We start from the raw sequence: 19,436 nt of genomic DNA, 5'->3' as shown, positions 1-19,436 counted from the left end.
AATGCGGAAAATAATACTTAGCATTATTTTTTGTGTCGTCTTATTTCCAACTGCAACATTCGCCGATGAACGGGAAGTGTATATAGCGCTTGGAGATTCATTAGCAGCAGGACAAACGCCATACAGTGAGATTGATGCAGGTTATACGGATTTTATTGCTTTACAGCTCATGCGCAATGGAAAACTTGCTCATTTTTCAAAAGAGCTTACTTTTCCGGGGTATCGTGTTCAAAATGTCATTGAAACAGTTCAATCTGATGAAGCAGCACAGTTACTAAATGAGGCGACATTGATTACTATTTCTGCGGGGGCCAATAATTTACTCCCTCTTATAGAGCATAATCCGGAACAAGGTACTATTGCCTTTTCCCAGCTCAGTGCGGACTTTGCATTAAATGAAGTGCGGATTCAAATGAAGGAACTCCTTTCATTATCTAAAGAAAAAGCACCGAACGCTGAAATTTATGTACTAGGTTATTATTTTCCTTATGTAAGCCTTCATGAGGAGCAAAAACAAGGTGCAGAAAAAGCAGTAAAGTTATTAAATAAAATATTAAAGCAGGAGACCGAGAAGGCGGGGCATGTTTTTGTTGATGTGTTTGAAGCTTTTAATTTAGGGCAAGCGGATTATTTACCAAGCATTCAAGATATTCATCCGAACCAGCTTGGCTATCGTATTATGGCTAATGAAATGCTAAAGAAATATAGTGGAAATAATGTACTTTTGTTACCTATAGACGCATTGCCTGCGCCAAATCCAAAAACATTTGAAGAAATGTTGCAGATGCAGGAAAATGAATTAGCTGTACAGGAAGAGCAATTTATTGCCCAGCATCATCCAGATATACCAAAACCTATATATGTATAAATAAAAAGCATTCCAACAAGAAAATCTTGTAGGAATGCTTTTTTAGTATCAATTACTCGCTAATTTTAACTTCACGTAATTGATAGATACTGTCTGTACCTACGTTGAAGCCAGAAACTTTATCCGATACACCTGTTAAAGTATATGGGTGTAATACGAATGCCATTGGAGATTCGTCAGAAATTAATTGTAATGCTTCTTTATAAATTGCTTCACGTGCAGCTGGGTCTGCTTCGCGACGACCTTTTTCTAATAACTCATCCACTTTATCGCTTGAGTAGAATGAACGGTTACCTGGGTCACCATGTTGTGAAGAGTGGAATAATGCATATAGACCGTAATCCGCATCACCAGTAGGGTTAGACCAGCCTAAAATGAACATGTCATGCTCACCAGCAGCTGTTTTTTCCAAGTATGAACCGAATTCCATTACTTCGATTTCAGCTTGAATGTTTAATTGCTTCAAGTTTTCTTGTAAAACAATTGCAACTTGTTGACGAGCAGGGTTATCATTCGTCCAAATTGTCGTTTTAAAGCCGTCCGCATAGCCTGCTTCTTCAAGTAATGCTTTAGCTTCGTCCATGTTATAAGCCATAGAAGTCACATCTTCTGTGTATCCGAAAATACCAGGAGCTAAAGGTGAAATCGCAGGAATACCATAGCCTTCATAAATACCTTCAATTAAAGTCGGGCGATCAATTGCTTTAGAAATTGCTTGACGTACTTTTGGATCGTTGAAAGGTTCTTTTTCAGTATTGAAACCAAGGTATGTTAAAGATGAAGAAGCTGTTTCCAATACAGAAGCGCCATCAAAACTATTAACATTTGCTACTTGACCAGGCTCAACTGCACCAATGATGTGTGCATAACCTGATTGTATTTCCGCAACACGAGTAGCACTTTCTGGTACTACTTTAAATGTTACAGAATCAATGTGTACTGGAGTGCCAGCGTATTCTGCGAACTTAACTAATTTAATTTCAGTACCAGGAGTCCAGCTCTCAAATTTGAATGGACCAGTACCAACCGGGTTTGTTCCGATTACAGAACCAGCTTTAACTGATGAATCAGCTTCCATTGCAGCGTAATCTTCTTCAATCGATTTAGGTGAAATAATACTACCACCATTATGCGTTAAGTGGGCAAGTAATGGTGAGAATGGGTATTCAGTTATAAATTGAACAGTAGATTCATCTACTACTTTTACTTCTGTTACCATTTCGAATAAGAAAGCACGTGGAGATCCAACTTCAGGATCTAATAAACGATCGAATGAAGCTTTTACAGCTTCTGCGTTAAATGCTTCACCGTCATGGAAAGTAACACCTTGCTTAAGCTTAAATTCCCAAGTTAAATCGTCAACTTGATTCCAAGAATCTGCTAAACCAGGAACTAATTCCCCGTTTGCGTCACGATTTACTAAAGTTTCGTAAAGGTTTGATTGTACGTTAGATGATGGTACGTCATTTGAACCATGTGGATCTAATGAACTCGCATCTGATAACTCAGCGATAATTAAGTCACCGCCAGCCGCTGCTTCATCTGTAGTACCAGAGTCTATATTTGTTTCAGTTCCAGTGTCCTCGCTTTTTGATGTATCTTCTGAATCATCTCCACCAGCACATGCAGCTAACACAAGAGCAAGTGTAAATGTAAGAAGTAGCATCCAAAGCGACTTTTTAGAAAATGACATGTTGGAAGTCCCCCCATTTAATGTTATTTTAGAATATTACAAAAATGTAATTTCTTTAAATAGAATAGCACATATGAGTACAAAGCATCAATATACAAAAAAGATAAAAAATAGTTAAAGGAGAAAAAATAGGAACATTATAGTATTTCATCATAATGAAAAACAATTCAGAAAAATGAAGTAGTTCTTATGGCTGTAAGTGTGAGACATAATTTGCAGTAAAAAAGTATACTATGTTAATATAATCAAAATATTAAAAAATATAAAAATAATAAAATATTCAGAATTTTATTAAAACATTATTATGTTGAAATGTATACTTTTTACTCTATATACTATTAATTATACTAACTATTTAGAATTTATAGAAGGAATTAAAAATTTGAAAGGATGATTTATATTGAGTACGGTACAAACAGAGAAAAATCCTTCTACAATGAAAAAAAGTAATCCACGTTCGGAAGCTTTTAAAACGTTTATGAAGCGTTTATTAAAAAACAAAGCAGCTGTTGTTGGTGGAATAGTAATTCTTTTTATCATTTTAGTAGGGATATTCGGTCCATTTTTAGTTAAGACCGATCCGAATGCACAAAATATTTTAAACAAACTTCAGCCACCTTCAAAGGAACATTGGTTTGGTACAGATAACTTCGGTCGTGATATTTTCTCACGTATTGTTAATGGAACAAAGCTAACATTAACAGTTGGATTTTTATCAGTATTTATTGGAGGTATAATTGGGGTAGTATTAGGGATTGTATCCGGATATTATGGCGGTGCAATTGATACGATAACGATGCGTCTTATGGATATCCTGTTGGCGTTTCCTGGTATATTACTAGCTTTAGCAATCGTTTCTGTATTAGGCGGTAGCTTAATAAACGTTATTATTGCGGTCGGTATATTCTCCATACCCGCATTCGCACGTATCGTACGTGGTTCAACGTTACAAGTAAAAAACCTCGAATATATTGATGCAGTAAGAGCACTCGGGGCATCGGATATACGAATTATCTTTAGACATATTTTACCGAATATTATGTCACCAATTATCGTTCAAGCAACTATGCGTATTGCAACGGCAATTTTAACAGCCTCCGGTTTAGCATTTTTAGGTTTAGGCGCTCAGCCGCCAGCAGCGGAATGGGGAGCGATGTTGAGTGATGGCCGTACGTATATGCATAATGCAGGACATATGGTTTTAATTCCTGGCATGATGATTGTTGTCGTAGTATTGGCATTTAATATTTTTGGTGATGGGTTACGTGATGCACTTGATCCAAAGATGAAACAATAGGAGGTGGAACAGTAAATGACTAAATATATTATCCGTCGTTTATTACAAACGATTCCCGTATTGTTAGGGGTTTCTATTTTAGTATTCTCATTGATGTTCCTAATTCCTGGTGATCCTGCTCAAGTAATGGCAGGGGAAGGTGCATCTGAACAAACGGTAGAAAATATACGTGAAAAATTAGGGTTAAATGACCCTGCATATGTACAGTATGGTCGATTTTTAGGGAATGCACTGCAAGGCGATTTAGGTAATTCAATTCGTAGTGGTCGCCCTGTAATGGATGAAATACAGGCGAGATTTTGGATTACGGTGGAAGTAGCTGTTTATGCAACAATAGTCGCTGTGTTTTTAGGTTTAATTGCAGGTATTATTTCTGCTGTACGTCACTATACATTAACTGACGTTTCAATTATGCTTATTGCGTTATTTGGTTTATCAATGCCAAATTTCTGGTTAGGGTTATTGTTAATACAATGGTTTGCATTGGGTAATTTACCATTTGGATGGGATTTACCGGAAATTCTGAAAATGAGACCATCCGGATGGGGTGACTCATGGCGACAAATTATTCTACCGGTTATTACACTCGGTACAGGTGGCGCCGCAATTATTGCACGTATGACTCGTTCATCAATGCTTGAAGTTATTGGACAAGATTATATTCGTACTGCTCGTGCAAAAGGGGTATCCGAACGAATCGTGATTTACCGTCATGCACTTAAAAATGCACTTATTCCAGTCGTAACAATTATTGGATTAGAGTTTGGTGGATTCCTAGGTGGAGCAGTGTTAACAGAAACAATTTTCGCTATTAATGGTATGGGCCGTTTAACAATAGATGCAATTAGGCAAAGGGATTTCCCAATCGTTCAAGGGACTGTACTCGTAATTTCACTTTTATTCGTAATTGTAAACCTGCTAGTAGATATTTCATATAAATTCTTGAACAAACGAATTGACTTAAACTAATAAACGAAAAGAGGTGTGGCATATGAATGAAATGGAAAGTATTTTAGTTGTAAATAATCTACAAACATCATTTGGTACGGACGCTGGAGAAGTCCGTGCAGTTGATGGTGTAAGCTTTACTGTTCCAAAAGGGAAAACTATTGGGATTGTAGGGGAATCCGGTTCCGGGAAAAGTATTACATCTCTTTCGATTTTACGATTACTAGCATCAAATGGTAAAACAAAGGGCGGTGAAGTACTTTTCAAAGGTAAAGACTTACTGAAACTGTCGGAAAAAGAAATGCGTGAAATTCGAGGAAATCAGATTTCGATGATTTTCCAAGAGCCTATGACATCGTTAAATCCAGTTTATACAGTGGGACAACAAATTAGTGAAACAATCAAAATCCATAAAAAGCTAGGTAATAAAGAAGCGATGGCCCAGTCAGTGGAAATGTTGAAACTGGTTGGTATACCATCACCTGAAAAGCGTGTAAAGCAATATCCACACGAACTATCAGGCGGGATGCGTCAGCGTGTAATGATTGCGATGGCATTAGCATGCGATCCGGAAATTTTAATTGCGGATGAGCCAACAACAGCGCTCGATGTAACAATTCAAGCGCAAATTTTAGAGCTAATTAAAGATTTACAAAATCGCTTAGGAATGTCTGTAATTATGATTACCCATGATTTAGGGGTAGTGGCCGAGACATGTGATTATGTTGCGGTAATGTACGCTGGGCAAGTAGTGGAATATTCAGATGTTCGCACACTATTTAAAAATCCTAAGCATCCATATACATTAGGTTTACTAAATTCATTACCACGTCATGATGTGGACCAGGAAAAACTAATTCCGATAAAAGGAATGGTACCGAGCCCACATGAAATGCCGGTCGGTTGTCGTTTTGCTCCTCGTTGTCCAGCGGCGACAGAGCTTTGCCATAAAAAACAGCCGGAGTTGTTGAGCACCGGGGCAGACAATTCGGAGCAAATCCGTTGCTGGATATACTCAGAAGAGTGGGATGGAGAATCGGAGGTGACGCTATATGGCGAAAAAAGAACTGTTAAAGGTTGAGGGATTAAAGCAATACTTCCCAATTAAAGGTGGTTTTTTAGGCCGTACCGTCAACCACGTAAAGGCAGTAGATGATATTTCATTTACGATTTATGAAGGGGAAACTGTAAGTATCGTAGGGGAATCTGGTTGCGGTAAATCTACAACAGGTAGAGCAATTTTACGTTTGGAAGAGCCGACAGATGGATCTGTTGTATTCCAAGGGATAGATATTACAAAAATCCCTAAAGGTGAAATGCGTAAATTCCGTAAGGATTTACAAATCATTTTCCAAGATCCATACGCTTCAATTAATCCACGTCAAACGGTTGCAAGCGTCCTAAATGAAGCGATGCATATTCAAAACGTATTACCGCCGGACCAGCGCCGTGCACGGATTGAACAACTTCTTGAAACGGTTGGATTACGTCCATATCAAGCAGACCGCTATCCCCACGAATTCTCTGGGGGGCAACGTCAGCGTATCGGTATTGCCCGTGCATTATCAGTTGACCCAAAGCTAATTATTTGTGATGAAGCGGTATCTGCACTTGACGTTTCAATTCAAGCGCAAGTATTGAACTTATTAGAGGAATTACAGGATGAATATGGATTAACATACTTATTCATCTCTCATGACTTAGGGGTAGTACGTCATATTTCTGACCGTATTATCGTAATGTACTTAGGAAAAATTGTTGAGATTGCAGATAAAAACAGTTTGTTTGAAAACCCTCAACATCCATATACGAAAGCGCTTTTATCGGCAATTCCTGTACCAGATCCGGATGCAGTGAAAAGTCGAATCGTATTGAAAGGTGATGTACCGTCACCAATTGATCCGCCACAAGGTTGCCGCTTCCATACACGCTGTCCATTTGCGACAGATAAATGCCGTACGGAAGAGCCAGTTTTACGTACATCTGCCATTATGAAAGATACACATGAAGCTGCGTGTCACTATATGGAAGAAATTTCAGCTGGAAAAATGACAGCAAATTATTAATAATAATTATAACCACACTATACGAATATTCGTTCGTATAGTGTGGTTTTTTTAATTTTAGTCATGTACACTTATAGTAATAAGATAGGAGGCGTTATTCATGAAGATATTTCATACAGCAGATTGGCATTTAGGAAAGCTTGTACAAGGTGTATCGATGACGGAAGATCAGCAATATGTAATCGAACAGTTTATCGAAGAAATAAGAACAGAAAAGCCAGACGTAGTCATTATAGCGGGAGATTTATATGACCGATCAGTACCACCTACTGATGCAATTCAGCTTTTAAATAAAACTTTTAAACAAATATTAATTGATGAAAAAACACCGATTGTCGCAATTGCTGGAAATCATGATAGCGCTACACGTTTAAACTTTGGTAGTGATTTAATGAAAGCAAGTGGCTTGCATATTGTCGGTCACCTGGAAAGTTACTTTGAACCGGTTATTATGCATGATGAGTATGGGGAAGTACATTTTTATTTAGTTCCCTTTGCAGAGCCTTCAATTGTACGAAATATTTTTGGCGATGAATCGATTACGACCCATGAGGGGGCAATGGCACGGATTATTGAAGAAATTAAGTTAACAGTTGATCCGGAAAAACGCAATATTATTGTTGGACATGCCTTTGTTACAAAAGATGGGATGCCCGAACAAAATACAAGTGATTCAGAACGTAAATTGACGATAGGTGGTACAGAGTGCATTGACTCGGCATTGTTTGAACCATTTTGCTATACAGCGCTGGGACATTTACATCAGGCGCATTTTGTGGCAAATGAAAAAATTCAGTATGCAGGATCACCACTAAAATACTCCGAATCTGAAGTAACACATAAAAAAGGTTTTTTAATAGTTGACCTGAAAGAAGATGGCTCAGTAGCTGTGGAAAAAAAGTTGCTGACGCCGATTCGGGATATGCGCATTGTTACAGGACTGCTTGATGATATTTTACAACATGATAAAAATGATGATTACGTTTTCGTAAAGTTGCAGGATGAAAGTTTTGTTAAAGGGGCTGCTGAACTAGTTCGTACTGTTTATCCGAATGCTTTGCATATTGAAAGAACGGTCGTTTATGAAAAGCTTGAGCAGCAGGCGGATACTTTAAATCGTGTACAAATGAATGATTCGGAATTGTTTGAGCTGTTTTACACAGAAATGACTGGTAAGCCTCTGAGTGAGGAAACTAAAGCAATTTATACAGACATTCTTCAGCAGCTGATCGATAATGAACGAGAATTACAGGAGGTGCTGTAACGATGAAGCCTATTAAATTATCGATGACAGCATTTGGACCATATCAAACAAAGGAAGTTATCGACTTTACGAAACTTCATGAGCATGGAATATTTGTCGTTTCAGGGGCTACTGGAGCGGGAAAAACGACTATTTTTGATGCGATAACATTTGCCCTTTATGATTCAGGCAGTGGGGAAGACCGTGAAAAGTCTCTTTTTTTACGTAGTGATTTTGCCGATGAGACGATTGATACTGAAGTCGAGCTTGAATTTGAAGTGCGCGGACGTTTATATCGGATTTGGCGAAAATTTGGTCATAACGGAACGAGTGCGAAACGGGAGTTTTTTGAAATTACTGGGGGCGTTGAAGTTCCGGCTGTAGAAAAGTTTCAAGTAAAGCTAATTCAAGCGAAAATAGAAGAGCTGATTGGCTTAACCCAATCTCAATTCAATCAGATTGTGATGCTCCCACAAGGAGAATTTCAGAAACTATTGACATCCGAATCGAAACATAAAGAAGAAATCTTCCGTAAAATATTCAAAACAGAACGATTTACAAAAATGGTCGAGCTTTTGCGTGAGAAAAAAAAGTCTGCCGAAAAGCTATATGATCAATCAATTATGCAGCAAGACAATACCATTCATGAAATTCTATCGCGCCTACCTAATAGAGAATCAGAGCTATTTTCAGCGGTAAATCAAGATGTGATAAATCTATATCAAGTAAAGCAAGCCTTATTATTGGAACAGCAATATTATGAAGAACATTGCAGAACATTAAAAACGGAATATGAGAAATCCAAATTACAATTACAGCAATTAAATGAAACGTATAGTGAACAAAAGCTATTAAATGAGCGTATTGAAAAATACTTATTAAGAAAAACAAAACTTGCAGAGCTCCTACAGCAGGAACAAACTATGGAAAACGAGAAACAGCGTCTTGAGCTTGCAAAAAAAGCAACACATATCGAACCTATAGAGCGTGAACATGAGAAAGTGAAGCTTCAGCTTGAAAAAGCAGAAGTAGCATTACAACGTGCAAAAAAGGATTATGAACAGGTAAAGTTGCAGCTTCAAAATGCATTGAAATATTATGAAGAACAAAAGCAACATGAACCTTTATTGGATGAGTATTCAAAAAATATTTCACAGTTAGAACAGCTATTACCGATTTATCAATCGATAGATGATCAGCGGAAATCCGTTTTAAAAATAGAGGGAAACCAAAATAACGCAAAACAATTATTTGAAAAGCTTCAAAAAGAAGATATTGCATTAAAAGAACAGCAACAGGAGCAGCGTACAATTATAAATGCCCTGGAAGAAAAAGTGGCTTCGTATCAGGAAACGTTTGAAGCTCAAGCAATGTTGACTAAGAAAATTGAGTTTGCGAAAGAAACGTTAAAGTTCCAATCTAGCGTAGCAGTATTAACGAAAACACTGGCTGAAAAACAACAAATTGCGAAACATGCCCAGGACAAATTAAAGAAGCTGGAACAACAGATTCGCAGTAATCATGCTGCATTTCTCGCTACGTCTCTTCAACATGGGGAAGCGTGTCCTGTATGCGGAAGCACAGAGCATCCAGCGATCCATAGTAGTGAAGCAATGGATGTCGACGATAATGAATTGACCGCATTACGCCGTGAAAGTGACAATGCACTGCAGAACTTTTATCAAGTAAGTTCGAAATTAGAGGTAGAACAAGCTGCATTAAATGAAAAACAGTTGATACTTCAACAGCTGGAAATTGAACCTTCATCTCTTCACGAATACGAGCAGCAACTATCTATTTTGACAAATCAATTATCGATGCAAAAACAGCAACAAACGCAACTAGTAACGGAAAAGAAAAAGTTGGAACAGCTATTGCAAAACAAAGAAGTGCTTCAAGGTCGGATTGAAAAAGGGCAGCAATATGTATCGGAAATTGATCAACAATATGCACAAGAGAAGGGGAAGCTTGAGCAAAGTGAAAAGTCTTTACTGCCGCAATTTTCAACTGTTCAACAAGTTACAGAAGCATTGACGAGCCTCCAGCAAAAGTATCGTCATTTGAAAAGTACAATACAAAAAGCGTTGGAAGCATTGCAAAATATCCAATTAGAAGAAAATTCTTGTGAAGTTAATTATCATCATGCAATGAACAATTTAACTGACAAACAACAGGAAAATAAAATAGCGCAAGCTTCATTTGAGTCTGTACTCATACAAGAAGGCTTCCATTTAGAAGCATATAAGCAAGCACTACTGCCACTGCATGTTCAACAGCAAATTCAGGAAACTTTAGATAACTATAAGCAAAGTTTTCATACTTTAACAGTGCAAATTGCAGAAGAACAACAAATGCTAGAGGGAAAAGAATTGGTGGATTTAAAAGCTTTCGAGCAACAAATTACGCTTCTTACAGAGCAAGTAGAAGCACAATATTCAGAAATGAAGTTAGTTCAATCTTACACATTACAGTGTGAGGAAACTTTAGAGAAGCTTGAAAAATCAGCTCGACAAATAGAAGAATATAAAGAAAAATTAATGCAAGTTGAACATGTTTATGATTTAATTCGTGGACAAAATGAAGCGAAAATTTCTTTTGAGCGATTTGCGCAAATAGGCTATTTAGAAAAAGTAACACATGCCGCAAATGAGAGACTTCGAGTGTTATCAAATGGTCAATACTTTTTAAAGTCAACGGGTCGCAAGGAAGGAAATGCTCAAAGCGGGTTAAGTATTGATGTATATGATAGTAATACAGGGCAAACACGCGATGTAAAAACATTGTCCGGCGGTGAGAAGTTCAATGCATCACTTTCGTTAGCATTAGGAATGGCGGATGTTATCCAAAGTGTTCAAGGCAGTGTGCATATTGATACGATGTTCATCGATGAAGGCTTCGGTACATTGGATGAAGAGGCGTTGCGCCGAGCTATCGATATTTTAATCGACCTACAGCAGACAGGACGACTAATTGGGGTAATTTCACATGTTGCCGAACTTAAAGCAGCTATGCCGGCCATTTTACAAGTACAAAAGTTAAAAGAAGGCTATAGTAAAACGGAAATTATTATTAAATAAAATTTTTCAAAAAAAGACATTTCACTCGAATGATAGGGTGAAATGTCTTTTTTACGTTAGCGTTTTGTAGCTCGGCGTGTAGTAGTTACGGGTTGTGGAGTAGATTTTTTATCCATCATTTTCTTTATAATTGGATAAAGTATTGGACCATACTTAATTGCTGTTTTAACAAGTTTGTTAATTTTCATAAGTGTTCACTCCTTAACGAATATCATTTCGTATAAGAAATATACCCAATTATGAAGCTTTCATAAACATTAACGTAGAACTTTAATAGCTTTCACTAAATTCCAAATCCCTACTATTGAAAACATAATAACTAAAACTACAATGGCAATAAAATGTGAACTGACAAAGAAATCTTGCATAGTCAACGTTTCATGCGTTAAAAAAAGTGAAACGAAAAAGTAAATAATATACAAAATACCAAAAGCAATCGGGATAAACTGTGTTATAAAAGCCTTTTTGGAGTGCGCCCTTACAAAATCATCTTTTGAAACTATATATATAATAAATGGCAAGATAGATGGTGCAAAATAAAAGCTTAAATAGCTTAAAGCACTCAAACCTTTTGATTGATTCATTTCATTCACTCCTTTGTTTGTATACGCTTCTGTCTGGAATTTAGTTTCAAAAAAATCGTTTGTTGAAAGTTGGAAAATTATTCGATACAATAAGTTTGTTCAAACAATAATTATTTAGATGTACCACAAGGGGAGCCGAGTAAGTCGGCTGAGATTGTGCACGTGATTGCACTGACTCTTTGAACCTGTAAGTTAGTACTTGCGTAGGGATGTGGATAGAATCCGACTGTTTAAACGATAGTCAGGCTTTTGTCCTGAGTATCGTTTTTTATTTTTTATAAATGGTTCTATTCCTTCTTCACTTCTGCTACATCGGAAAAAGAAAGGAGCATTGTTATGGACAAAAAGAGATTATTAATGATGGTGGAAATAGCGATTTTCGCTGCCGTCGGACTGGTGTTGGATCAAATATCATTTAAAATGTGGGCGCAAGGTGGTTCGATCAGCTTTGTAATGGTTCCTATTATTTTAATGGCAATTCGTTGGGGAGTAACAGCAGGTCTTGCAACAGGTCTACTGATCGGCATAATGCAAATGATGTTTGGCGCGTATATTGTTCACTGGCTTCAGGCAATTCTGGATTATGGTCTCGCTTTTACTGTAGTAGGTTTAGCGGCAGTTATAAGAAAGCCTTTACTGCAAGCAACACAGTCACTTCATAAAACAAAGATGGCACTCTATATTATAATAGGTACGTTATTAGGTGGAGCTTTACGATTTGTTTGCCACTTACTTGCCGGAGTGGTCTTCTTTAAGGAATTTGCAGGCGACGATAATGTGTGGACATATTCAATTCTCTACAACGGTTCCTACATGCTGCCAGCAACAATTATTACAGCCATTATTGCCGTCCTATTATTCACGTCTGCACCACGTTTATTGCAAAAAGTACAATAAATTAAATTATTATAATAGAACTAGGTTTGCAGTGCGGATTTCCACACTTCAAATCTAGTTTGTTTTTTTATCAATGTACATTAATCTATAAATCATTTTTGCACATAATTCCTGTATTTAAACACATCATTTAAAAAAACAATGAACACTTACAACCGATTTTAAGTATGTTATAGTTAAGGGTAGACATTGTTTAAGAGGAAGGAAGTTACACATGATTGTTACAACACAAGAAGAAATCCAGGCTTTTAAAAAAATAGGACGCATTTGTGCTGAAATTCGTGAAGCGATGAAAGCTGCGACAGTACCTGGCGTGACAACAAAAGAATTGGATGAAATTGCAGGACGGATGTTTGCTGATGCTGGCGCTGTTTCAGGTCCAAAAGGTGAATATGACTTCCCGGGCTATACTTGCATTTCGGTGAATCATGAAGTGGCACATGGTATTCCAGGTAATAAAGTGATTCAAGAAGGAGATATCGTTAATATCGACGTATCAGGTTCTTTAGATGGATATTTTGCAGATACAGGAATTTCCTTTGTTGTTGGAGAAGGCTATGAAGATAAGGAAAAACTTTGTGCTGTAGCAAAATCTGCATTTGAACGTGCAATGACAAAAGTTAAAGCAGGTTCAAAATTAAATCAAATTGGTAAGGCGGTTGAGCGTGAAGCGCGTGATCATGGCCTAACGGTAATTATGAACTTAACAGGTCATGGTTTAGGTAAATCATTGCATGAGGAGCCTAACCACGTATTAAATTATTATGATGCATGGGATACAACGATTATGAAAGAAGGGATGGTTTTAGCAGTAGAGCCATTCATTTCAGCAAAGGCAGAGCATATTGTTGAATCTGGAGATGGTTGGACATTTATTACTCCGGATAAATCGTTAGTTGCACAAATTGAACATTCGATTATCGTAACAAAAGACAAACCAATTATTTTAACAACATTAGAAGACTAATAAAAAACGTGGAAGCATATAGTGCGGCCACGTTTTTTACTTTTGTTCTATAGGGAGATTAAATTAACATAAAATAATCAAACGATTCAAATAAATCACAACAACAATTACCATTTCTAAACACTTTCAAGTAAAATATATATAATGATTCGCAATAGAGGGGGCCGTTGAATGAAGAAACTAAACGATTTGGATCTTACATTAAAATTGGATAAGAAGCTCTACAAAAAGCAATTGAAAGAGTTGCAGTATAAAATGCTTAATATACAGCAATTTTTATACAACAATAAAATCGGTCTCATCTTCGTTTTTGAAGGTATGGATGCAGCAGGCAAAGGGGGCGCAATAAAGCGATTAACAGAACACATTGATCCACGTGGTTTAATCGTTTCACCAATTTCCGCACCACAGCCACACGAAAAGCGTTATCACTATATGCACCGTTTTTGGCGGAAGCTTCCTCAGCATGGTCAGATAGCCATCTTTGACCGTTCCTGGTATGGTCGTGTATTAGTGGAACGCATAGAAGGCTTTGCAAAAGAACATGAATGGAAGCGTGCTTATAACGAAATTAATGACTTTGAAAAGCAATTAACGGATGAAGATTATATTATAGTTAAGTTTTGGGTTCATATTGATGCAGATGAGCAGTTGAAGCGCTTTATGGAGAGAGCGGCAGATCCATATAAATCTTGGAAACTAACAGATGAAGATTGGCGAAATCGTGAAAAGTTCAATCTATATATGGAAGCGGCAGATGAAATGTTTGCTAAAACAAATACAGAAAATGCCCCTTGGTGTTTAATTCCTGGCAACGATAAATTTTATGCACGAGTACAAGTGCTAAAAGAAGCGGTTGCGCAAATTGAAACACAAATTACTAAACGGGGTCTTCAGCTTACCAATGTTTTTGAAAATCATAAGGAACTTGCGGCAGATAGTGAAAAACCTGAATTTATAGAAATACAGCCAAAGCCAAAGCCAAAAAAGAAAAAATCAAAAACAGATAAGTAAGTTTGGCTGTGAAATGTAGGTGAGTTAAATGAAAAGCTTAATTAAGCTATTTCGAAAGAAGGAGGGTCCAATGGTTCAACTTATTGGGCAACAATGTTCATTGCGTACATTTACACTGTCCGATGCAAGAGCATTGACTAAGCTATTAGTGGATAACAAATTTTATTGGTCAACATACGAACCGTTACATCGGGATGAATTTTATACAGAAGAGACACAGTACAAGAAAATAATGGAAAGCATGCATCTTTTGCAAACAAACAGAGAGTTTTCCTTTGGAATCTTCCATAATGAAACAGGTCTACTGATTGGTCATATATCTCTCTACTCTATAAAACGCTTGCCATACTCCAGCGGTTTTATCGGATATTCTATGGATGAAAAATTTATAGGAAGAGGCATTGTTACCGAAGCAGTACGTTTAGTAATGGAGTTCGCATTTTCAACTTTAAATATTCATCGTATTGAAGCATATGTCGCTCCTCAAAATGTGGGCTCTATACGCGTTTTAGAAAAGTCAGGATTTACGAGAGAGGGTTTACTCCGAGAATTATTATTTATTAATGGTAAATGGGTTGACCATTATATGTACGCAATATTACAGCGAGAATATATAAATAGGTGATCTTTATATGACTATAAAAAAAGCTATAGCACTTACCCAATAAAGTCCAGTGGGTAAGGCTATAGCTTATTATTTTATTTCTTCAGATCCATCAGTTACTAAATCTAATTTACCAGTTGCAGGGTCAATGATAAGACCGTGTACAGGAACACCAGCAGGCATTAATGGATGTTTTCTTACTAAGTCAACGCTTTTTAAAACACTCGTTTTAATATCGCCGAAACCACGTAACCATTCTTTTAAATCTACGCGTGCATAATTAATAACATCTATCGTTTCTTGTTTTACTCCACGTTCAAGCATATGACCAATCATTACATTTGAATCAACGGCACTCATACCACAATCATAATGACCAATAACATATACTTCATCAGCCTGTAATTCATACACGGCTACCAATATACTGCGCATAATGCCACCAAATGGGTGATTTACGATTGCGCCAGCACTTTTAACAACTTTTACATCCCCGTTGCGCAAGTTCATTGCTTTTGGTAATAATTCTACTAAACGCGTATCCATACAAGATAAAACAACAATCTTTTTATCAGGGAACTTCGTTGTCGCGTATTCTTCATATTGCTTTTCAGCAACAAACTTTTCATTAAACTCTAGAATATTTTGTAATGCAGACATTTGTTCATACCCCTTTCGTTTCTGTATTCATTTTAAAATATTATTTAGATAATTCAAATAAATGCGCACAATTATAGTTAAAAATCCAATAAATAAAGAGAACTAAAGCAGTAATTCAGCAATAAAAAACAACCGCTCAAATAGAACGGTTGTGAAAAATATTAATGATGGTGGTGACCATCTAGTGATTTTTCGTTTGGCGCGAATGCATTAGCCTTTGAATCTACTATAACAGAGTCATGAGATTGTAATCCGATTCGTAAGTACATGATAAACATTACTAAAAGAACAAGAATAACTGCTGAGAAACCTAAAACTAACGTATAGTAATCAGACAAAAACGGATGACGGTGATCAAACATCATAAAAACTCCTCTCTATTTAATAATAAGAATCATTAACCAATTATAACCTAATAAATTGGAACATTGTAGGGGAATTTATGCATTTACTACAGAATAAATTGTAAATATGGCGACATCTTGAAGATTTAGAATGCCCAGTTTCCATCACGGAAAACAGCTTCTGCCTGACCATCTTCAGTAATGCCATCGATATTCATTTGCGCAGAACCAATCATAAAGTCAACATGCGTAATACTGTTATTTAACCCGTGTTTTTCCAATTCTTCCTGTGACATCGTTTTCCCGCCTTCTAAACAAAATGCATAAGCACTGCCGATGGCTAAGTGGTTTGATGCATTTTCATCGAATAGTGTATTGTAAAATAAAATATTCGATTCAGAGATAGGTGAATGGAAAGGTACAAGTGCCACTTCCCCTAAATAATGAGAGCCCTCATCTGTTCCTACAAGGTTTTTCAAAACTTCTTCGCCTTGTTCAGCTTCAACATTTATAATACGCCCATTTTCAAATGTAATTTTAAAATTATCGATTATATTGCCACCGTAGCTAAGTGGTTTTGTACTAGATACATACCCGTTTACACCATTTTTATGCGGTACTGTAAAAACTTCTTCAGTTGGCATATTAGCCATGAATTCTTCGCCTTTTTCATTGACACTGCCTGCACCGCACCATAAATGACCTTTCGGAAGCTCTATCGTTAAATCCGTTCCAGGTGCTGTATAGTGCAGCTTTGCATAGTTTTTATTATTTAAGTAATCTACTTTTTCATGTAAGTTATCATTATGCTCTGCCCAAGCTTGGACAGGGTTGTCTAAGTCAGCTCGTGTCGCTTTAAAAATAGCCTCCCATAATGCTTCCACTTGTTCATTTTCAGGTAAATCTGAAAATACTTTTTTAGCCCATTGTTTAGAAGGAGCTGCAATGACAGTCCAGCTGATTTTATCTGATTGTACGTACTGGCGGTATTTATTTAACGCAATTCCGGCTGCTTTTTGGAAAGTTGCAATACGTTTTGAATCGATACCAGCTAGTAGATCAGGACTTTGCGAAACGATGCTCATAAATGCTGCACCTTGTTCAGCCAGCCACTCACGCTCCTGGACTTTCCATGCAGGGAAGAAATCAAAAGAATCATCCGGTGCTAACTCGTAACGAGTACGCGTAATTTGGTCATCTGTATAATCTACAAATACTTGCTTTGCCCCTGCCTCATAGGCGATTTTAGTTACAACTTGTACAAATGGTGCTGATTCAATGGAAGCAGCGATATACAAATATTGATTTGGTTGAATATTAACACCGATTTTTACTGCCAATTCCGCATACTTTGTTAACTTACTTTCGAACATTGAATTCATTTGAAACATTCCTCCAGTAATTGTCATAAAATATTTTTATTTTTTGATACACCATTATCAAAAGGGTAGAAATTGTGATAAAAATAATAAATGTATCGAAAAATATAAAAATTGTTCTAATACCAGTGTAAAGGAAGTTAATAAAAAGATAAATATACCGAAATAAGAAAAGACATAGTAATTTGGAGGTACTACATATGGATATATCATCGGTTGTTGGGATAATACTTGCCTTTTTTGCTCTTTTATTAGGGATGTTTATGAAAGGTGTAACACCTGACGCATTATTGAATCCTGCCGCTATTTTAATTATCATCTTTGGTACAATTGCAGCGGTAACAATCGCGTTCCCAATGAAGGAATTAAAACGAATTCCAAAACTTTTTAAAATTTTATTTACAGAAACAAAATTAGCTAGTGATATTGATTTAATCAAAATGTTTGCACAGTGGGCAGATTTAGCTCGTCGTGAAGGTTTATTGGCTCTAGAAAGCAAGGCATCTGAAATTGAAGATCCTTTCCTGAAAAATGGCTTAACGCTGGCTATAGATGGTCAAAATGCAGACTATATTCGCGATGTGCTTTCAGAGGAAGTAGAAGCGATGGAAGACCGCCATGCAAGTGGTGCAGGAATCTTTACCCAAGCAGGTACATATGCACCAACTCTTGGTGTATTAGGGGCTGTAGTAGGGCTTATTGCAGCTTTAAAAGATATGACAGATATCGATAAATTAGGTGTAGCAATTTCTGCTGCCTTTGTTGCTACATTATTAGGTATCTTTACAGGGTATGTATTATGGCATCCATTTGCCAATAAGTTAAAACGTAAATCTTCTGTAGAAGTTAAGCAAAAGCAGATGATGATTGAAGGGATTTTATCTGTACTTGAAGGTGAAGCTCCTCGAGTAATCGAGCAAAAGCTTGCTTCATATTTAACGATGGAAGAACGTAAGCAAATTACCGAAAGCGGGGCGGGTGGCCTTGGCAAAGAAGCGTAAAAGACATAAAAAGCATGAGGAACATGTTGACGAATCATGGCTAGTACCTTATGCGGATATTTTAACATTATTATTAGCATTATTTATCGTCCTATTTGCATCAAGTTCTGTCGACGAAACAAAACTACAGCAAATGTCTGCTGTATTTAATGAAATTTTCACAAGTGGTACTGGTGTAATGGACAACCCTTCAGTAGTTCAAACACCAAATGGTTCGACATCCAATATTCAATCTGGAGCTTCTAAATATATGGAAGACCAAGAACGCCTACTAGAAACACAAAACCGGGTGGACGAGTTCATAGCAATTCATGAATTGGAAAATCAGTTTGAAACAAAATTGACAGAAGAAGGTTTGTTAATTACGATTCGAGATAGTATTTTATTCGACATGGGGCGTGCAGAAGTAAAGGAAGAGTATGCAACCATTGCCGATGAGATTGCGCAACTGTTAATGTTTGACCCACCACGTAATATTGTTATTACCGGTCATACAGATAATGTTCCGATCAATACTACTGAGTTTGATTCCAACTGGGATTTATCAGTTATGCGGGCTGTAAACTTTATGAAGGAAGTTGTTACGGGTAATGAAGCGCTTGACCCGAAATACTTCAGTGTTAAAGGATTCGGTGAATTCCAACCAATTGCCTCCAATGATACAGAAGAAGGAAAAGCAAAAAATCGCCGTGTTGAGGTTCTTGTACAACCGCGTATCACTGAAAATGGAGAACTAATTGTAGAGTAATAAAAGCTGTTTAGAGAGTAAACTTTCTAAACAGCTTTTTTTATTT

At 36.9% G+C, this 19,436-nt stretch carries 19 protein-coding genes and 1 riboswitch; of the genes, 13 read left to right on the top strand and 6 right to left on the bottom strand.

What is annotated here, in order from left to right; translation table 11 throughout:
• Position 1 precedes the first annotated feature (1 nt).
• Positions 2–868: an SGNH/GDSL hydrolase family protein gene (locus MKY13_RS17570; protein WP_339214177.1), complete on the top strand. Its 867-nt coding sequence runs from the start codon at positions 2–4 to the stop codon at positions 866–868.
• A 52-nt stretch (positions 869–920) separates the two neighbouring features.
• Here MKY13_RS17570 and MKY13_RS17565 read toward each other — a convergent pair whose 3' ends face one another.
• The gene (locus MKY13_RS17565; RefSeq protein ID WP_339214175.1) at positions 921–2,561 is read right to left on the bottom strand and encodes a glutathione ABC transporter substrate-binding protein; all 1,641 of its coding nucleotides are present in this window, start codon (positions 2,559–2,561) and stop codon (positions 921–923) included.
• Positions 2,562–2,997: 436 nt separating this feature from the next.
• Here MKY13_RS17565 and nikC point away from each other — a divergent pair, with 436 nt between their 5' ends.
• The 6 genes from nikC (at position 2,998) to MKY13_RS17535 (ending at position 11,192) form a co-directional block, all read left to right on the top strand.
• Entirely contained in the window at positions 2,998–3,858 is an 861-nt protein-coding gene (gene nikC / locus MKY13_RS17560; RefSeq protein ID WP_339216965.1) for a nickel transporter permease, read from the top strand.
• A 15-nt stretch (positions 3,859–3,873) separates the two neighbouring features.
• A complete protein-coding gene (locus MKY13_RS17555; RefSeq protein ID WP_191700985.1) occupies positions 3,874–4,827 on the top strand; it encodes an ABC transporter permease in 954 nt (317 codons plus the stop codon).
• Positions 4,828–4,849: 22 nt separating this feature from the next.
• Positions 4,850–5,887, top strand: a complete 1,038-nt coding sequence (locus tag MKY13_RS17550; protein WP_339214173.1) for an ABC transporter ATP-binding protein — start codon at positions 4,850–4,852, stop codon at positions 5,885–5,887.
• Positions 5,859–6,872, top strand: a complete 1,014-nt coding sequence (locus MKY13_RS17545) for a dipeptide ABC transporter ATP-binding protein (RefSeq protein ID WP_339214171.1) — start codon at positions 5,859–5,861, stop codon at positions 6,870–6,872. Before MKY13_RS17550 ends, MKY13_RS17545 begins: the two co-directional genes overlap by 29 nt.
• 100 nt (positions 6,873–6,972) lie before the next feature.
• Positions 6,973–8,136 carry an exonuclease SbcCD subunit D gene (locus tag MKY13_RS17540; protein ID WP_339214169.1) on the top strand — a complete coding sequence of 388 codons (1,164 nt, stop codon included), beginning with the start codon at positions 6,973–6,975 and terminating at the stop codon, positions 8,134–8,136.
• A 2-nt stretch (positions 8,137–8,138) separates the two neighbouring features.
• Positions 8,139–11,192, top strand: a complete 3,054-nt coding sequence (locus MKY13_RS17535) for an SMC family ATPase (protein WP_339214167.1) — start codon at positions 8,139–8,141, stop codon at positions 11,190–11,192.
• Positions 11,193–11,248: 56 nt separating this feature from the next.
• Here the strand turns inward: MKY13_RS17535 and MKY13_RS17530 are convergent, their stop codons facing one another.
• Positions 11,249–11,380, bottom strand: coding sequence for a hypothetical protein (locus MKY13_RS17530; RefSeq protein WP_263617210.1), 132 nt, complete (start codon positions 11,378–11,380; stop codon positions 11,249–11,251).
• Positions 11,381–11,449: 69 nt separating this feature from the next.
• On the bottom strand, positions 11,450–11,776 hold the full coding sequence (locus tag MKY13_RS17525) for a DUF4870 domain-containing protein (RefSeq protein WP_191700989.1): 327 nt from the start codon (positions 11,774–11,776) through the stop codon (positions 11,450–11,452).
• A 118-nt stretch (positions 11,777–11,894) separates the two neighbouring features.
• A riboswitch (TPP riboswitch) is annotated at positions 11,895–12,003 on the top strand.
• Between the two features lie 109 nt (positions 12,004–12,112).
• Between MKY13_RS17525 and thiT the strand changes: the two genes are divergently transcribed.
• The 4 genes from thiT (at position 12,113) to MKY13_RS17505 (ending at position 15,279) form a co-directional block, all read left to right on the top strand.
• Positions 12,113–12,673 carry an energy-coupled thiamine transporter ThiT gene (thiT, locus tag MKY13_RS17520; RefSeq protein WP_191700990.1) on the top strand — a complete coding sequence of 187 codons (561 nt, stop codon included), beginning with the start codon at positions 12,113–12,115 and terminating at the stop codon, positions 12,671–12,673.
• 214 nt (positions 12,674–12,887) lie between these two features.
• The gene (gene map, locus MKY13_RS17515) at positions 12,888–13,640 is read left to right on the top strand and encodes a type I methionyl aminopeptidase (protein ID WP_191700991.1); all 753 of its coding nucleotides are present in this window, start codon (positions 12,888–12,890) and stop codon (positions 13,638–13,640) included.
• A gap of 171 nt (positions 13,641–13,811) precedes the next feature.
• Positions 13,812–14,654: a polyphosphate kinase gene (locus MKY13_RS17510; RefSeq protein ID WP_339214163.1), complete on the top strand. Its 843-nt coding sequence runs from the start codon at positions 13,812–13,814 to the stop codon at positions 14,652–14,654.
• Between the two features lie 70 nt (positions 14,655–14,724).
• Entirely contained in the window at positions 14,725–15,279 is a 555-nt protein-coding gene (locus MKY13_RS17505; RefSeq protein WP_191700993.1) for a GNAT family protein, read from the top strand.
• 69 nt (positions 15,280–15,348) lie between these two features.
• Here the strand turns inward: MKY13_RS17505 and MKY13_RS17500 are convergent, their stop codons facing one another.
• The 3 genes from MKY13_RS17500 to MKY13_RS17490 all read right to left on the bottom strand — a co-directional run bounded on the left by MKY13_RS17500 (position 15,349) and on the right by MKY13_RS17490 (position 17,644).
• The gene (locus tag MKY13_RS17500; RefSeq protein ID WP_339214160.1) at positions 15,349–15,918 is read right to left on the bottom strand and encodes a carbonic anhydrase; all 570 of its coding nucleotides are present in this window, start codon (positions 15,916–15,918) and stop codon (positions 15,349–15,351) included.
• A gap of 161 nt (positions 15,919–16,079) precedes the next feature.
• Positions 16,080–16,283, bottom strand: a complete 204-nt coding sequence (locus tag MKY13_RS17495; protein ID WP_225231322.1) for a hypothetical protein — start codon at positions 16,281–16,283, stop codon at positions 16,080–16,082.
• A gap of 125 nt (positions 16,284–16,408) precedes the next feature.
• On the bottom strand, positions 16,409–17,644 hold the full coding sequence (locus MKY13_RS17490; RefSeq protein ID WP_339214158.1) for an aminopeptidase: 1,236 nt from the start codon (positions 17,642–17,644) through the stop codon (positions 16,409–16,411).
• Positions 17,645–17,841: 197 nt separating this feature from the next.
• Here MKY13_RS17490 and motA point away from each other — a divergent pair, with 197 nt between their 5' ends.
• Together motA and motB are read left to right on the top strand one after the other, a co-directional pair.
• Positions 17,842–18,642, top strand: a complete 801-nt coding sequence (gene motA / locus MKY13_RS17485) for a flagellar motor stator protein MotA (protein ID WP_191700996.1) — start codon at positions 17,842–17,844, stop codon at positions 18,640–18,642.
• The gene (gene motB, locus MKY13_RS17480) at positions 18,626–19,390 is read left to right on the top strand and encodes a flagellar motor protein MotB (RefSeq protein WP_339214155.1); all 765 of its coding nucleotides are present in this window, start codon (positions 18,626–18,628) and stop codon (positions 19,388–19,390) included. Before motA ends, motB begins: the two co-directional genes overlap by 17 nt.
• The last annotated feature ends 46 nt before the right edge of the window (positions 19,391–19,436 follow it).

The organism is Solibacillus sp. FSL W8-0372 (genome assembly GCF_037969735.1).
GTDB lineage: Bacteria > Bacillota > Bacilli > Bacillales_A > Planococcaceae > Solibacillus > Solibacillus faecavium.
The sequence above is the reverse complement of the archived record's forward strand: the minus strand, read 5'-3'. Positions and strand labels throughout refer to the sequence as shown.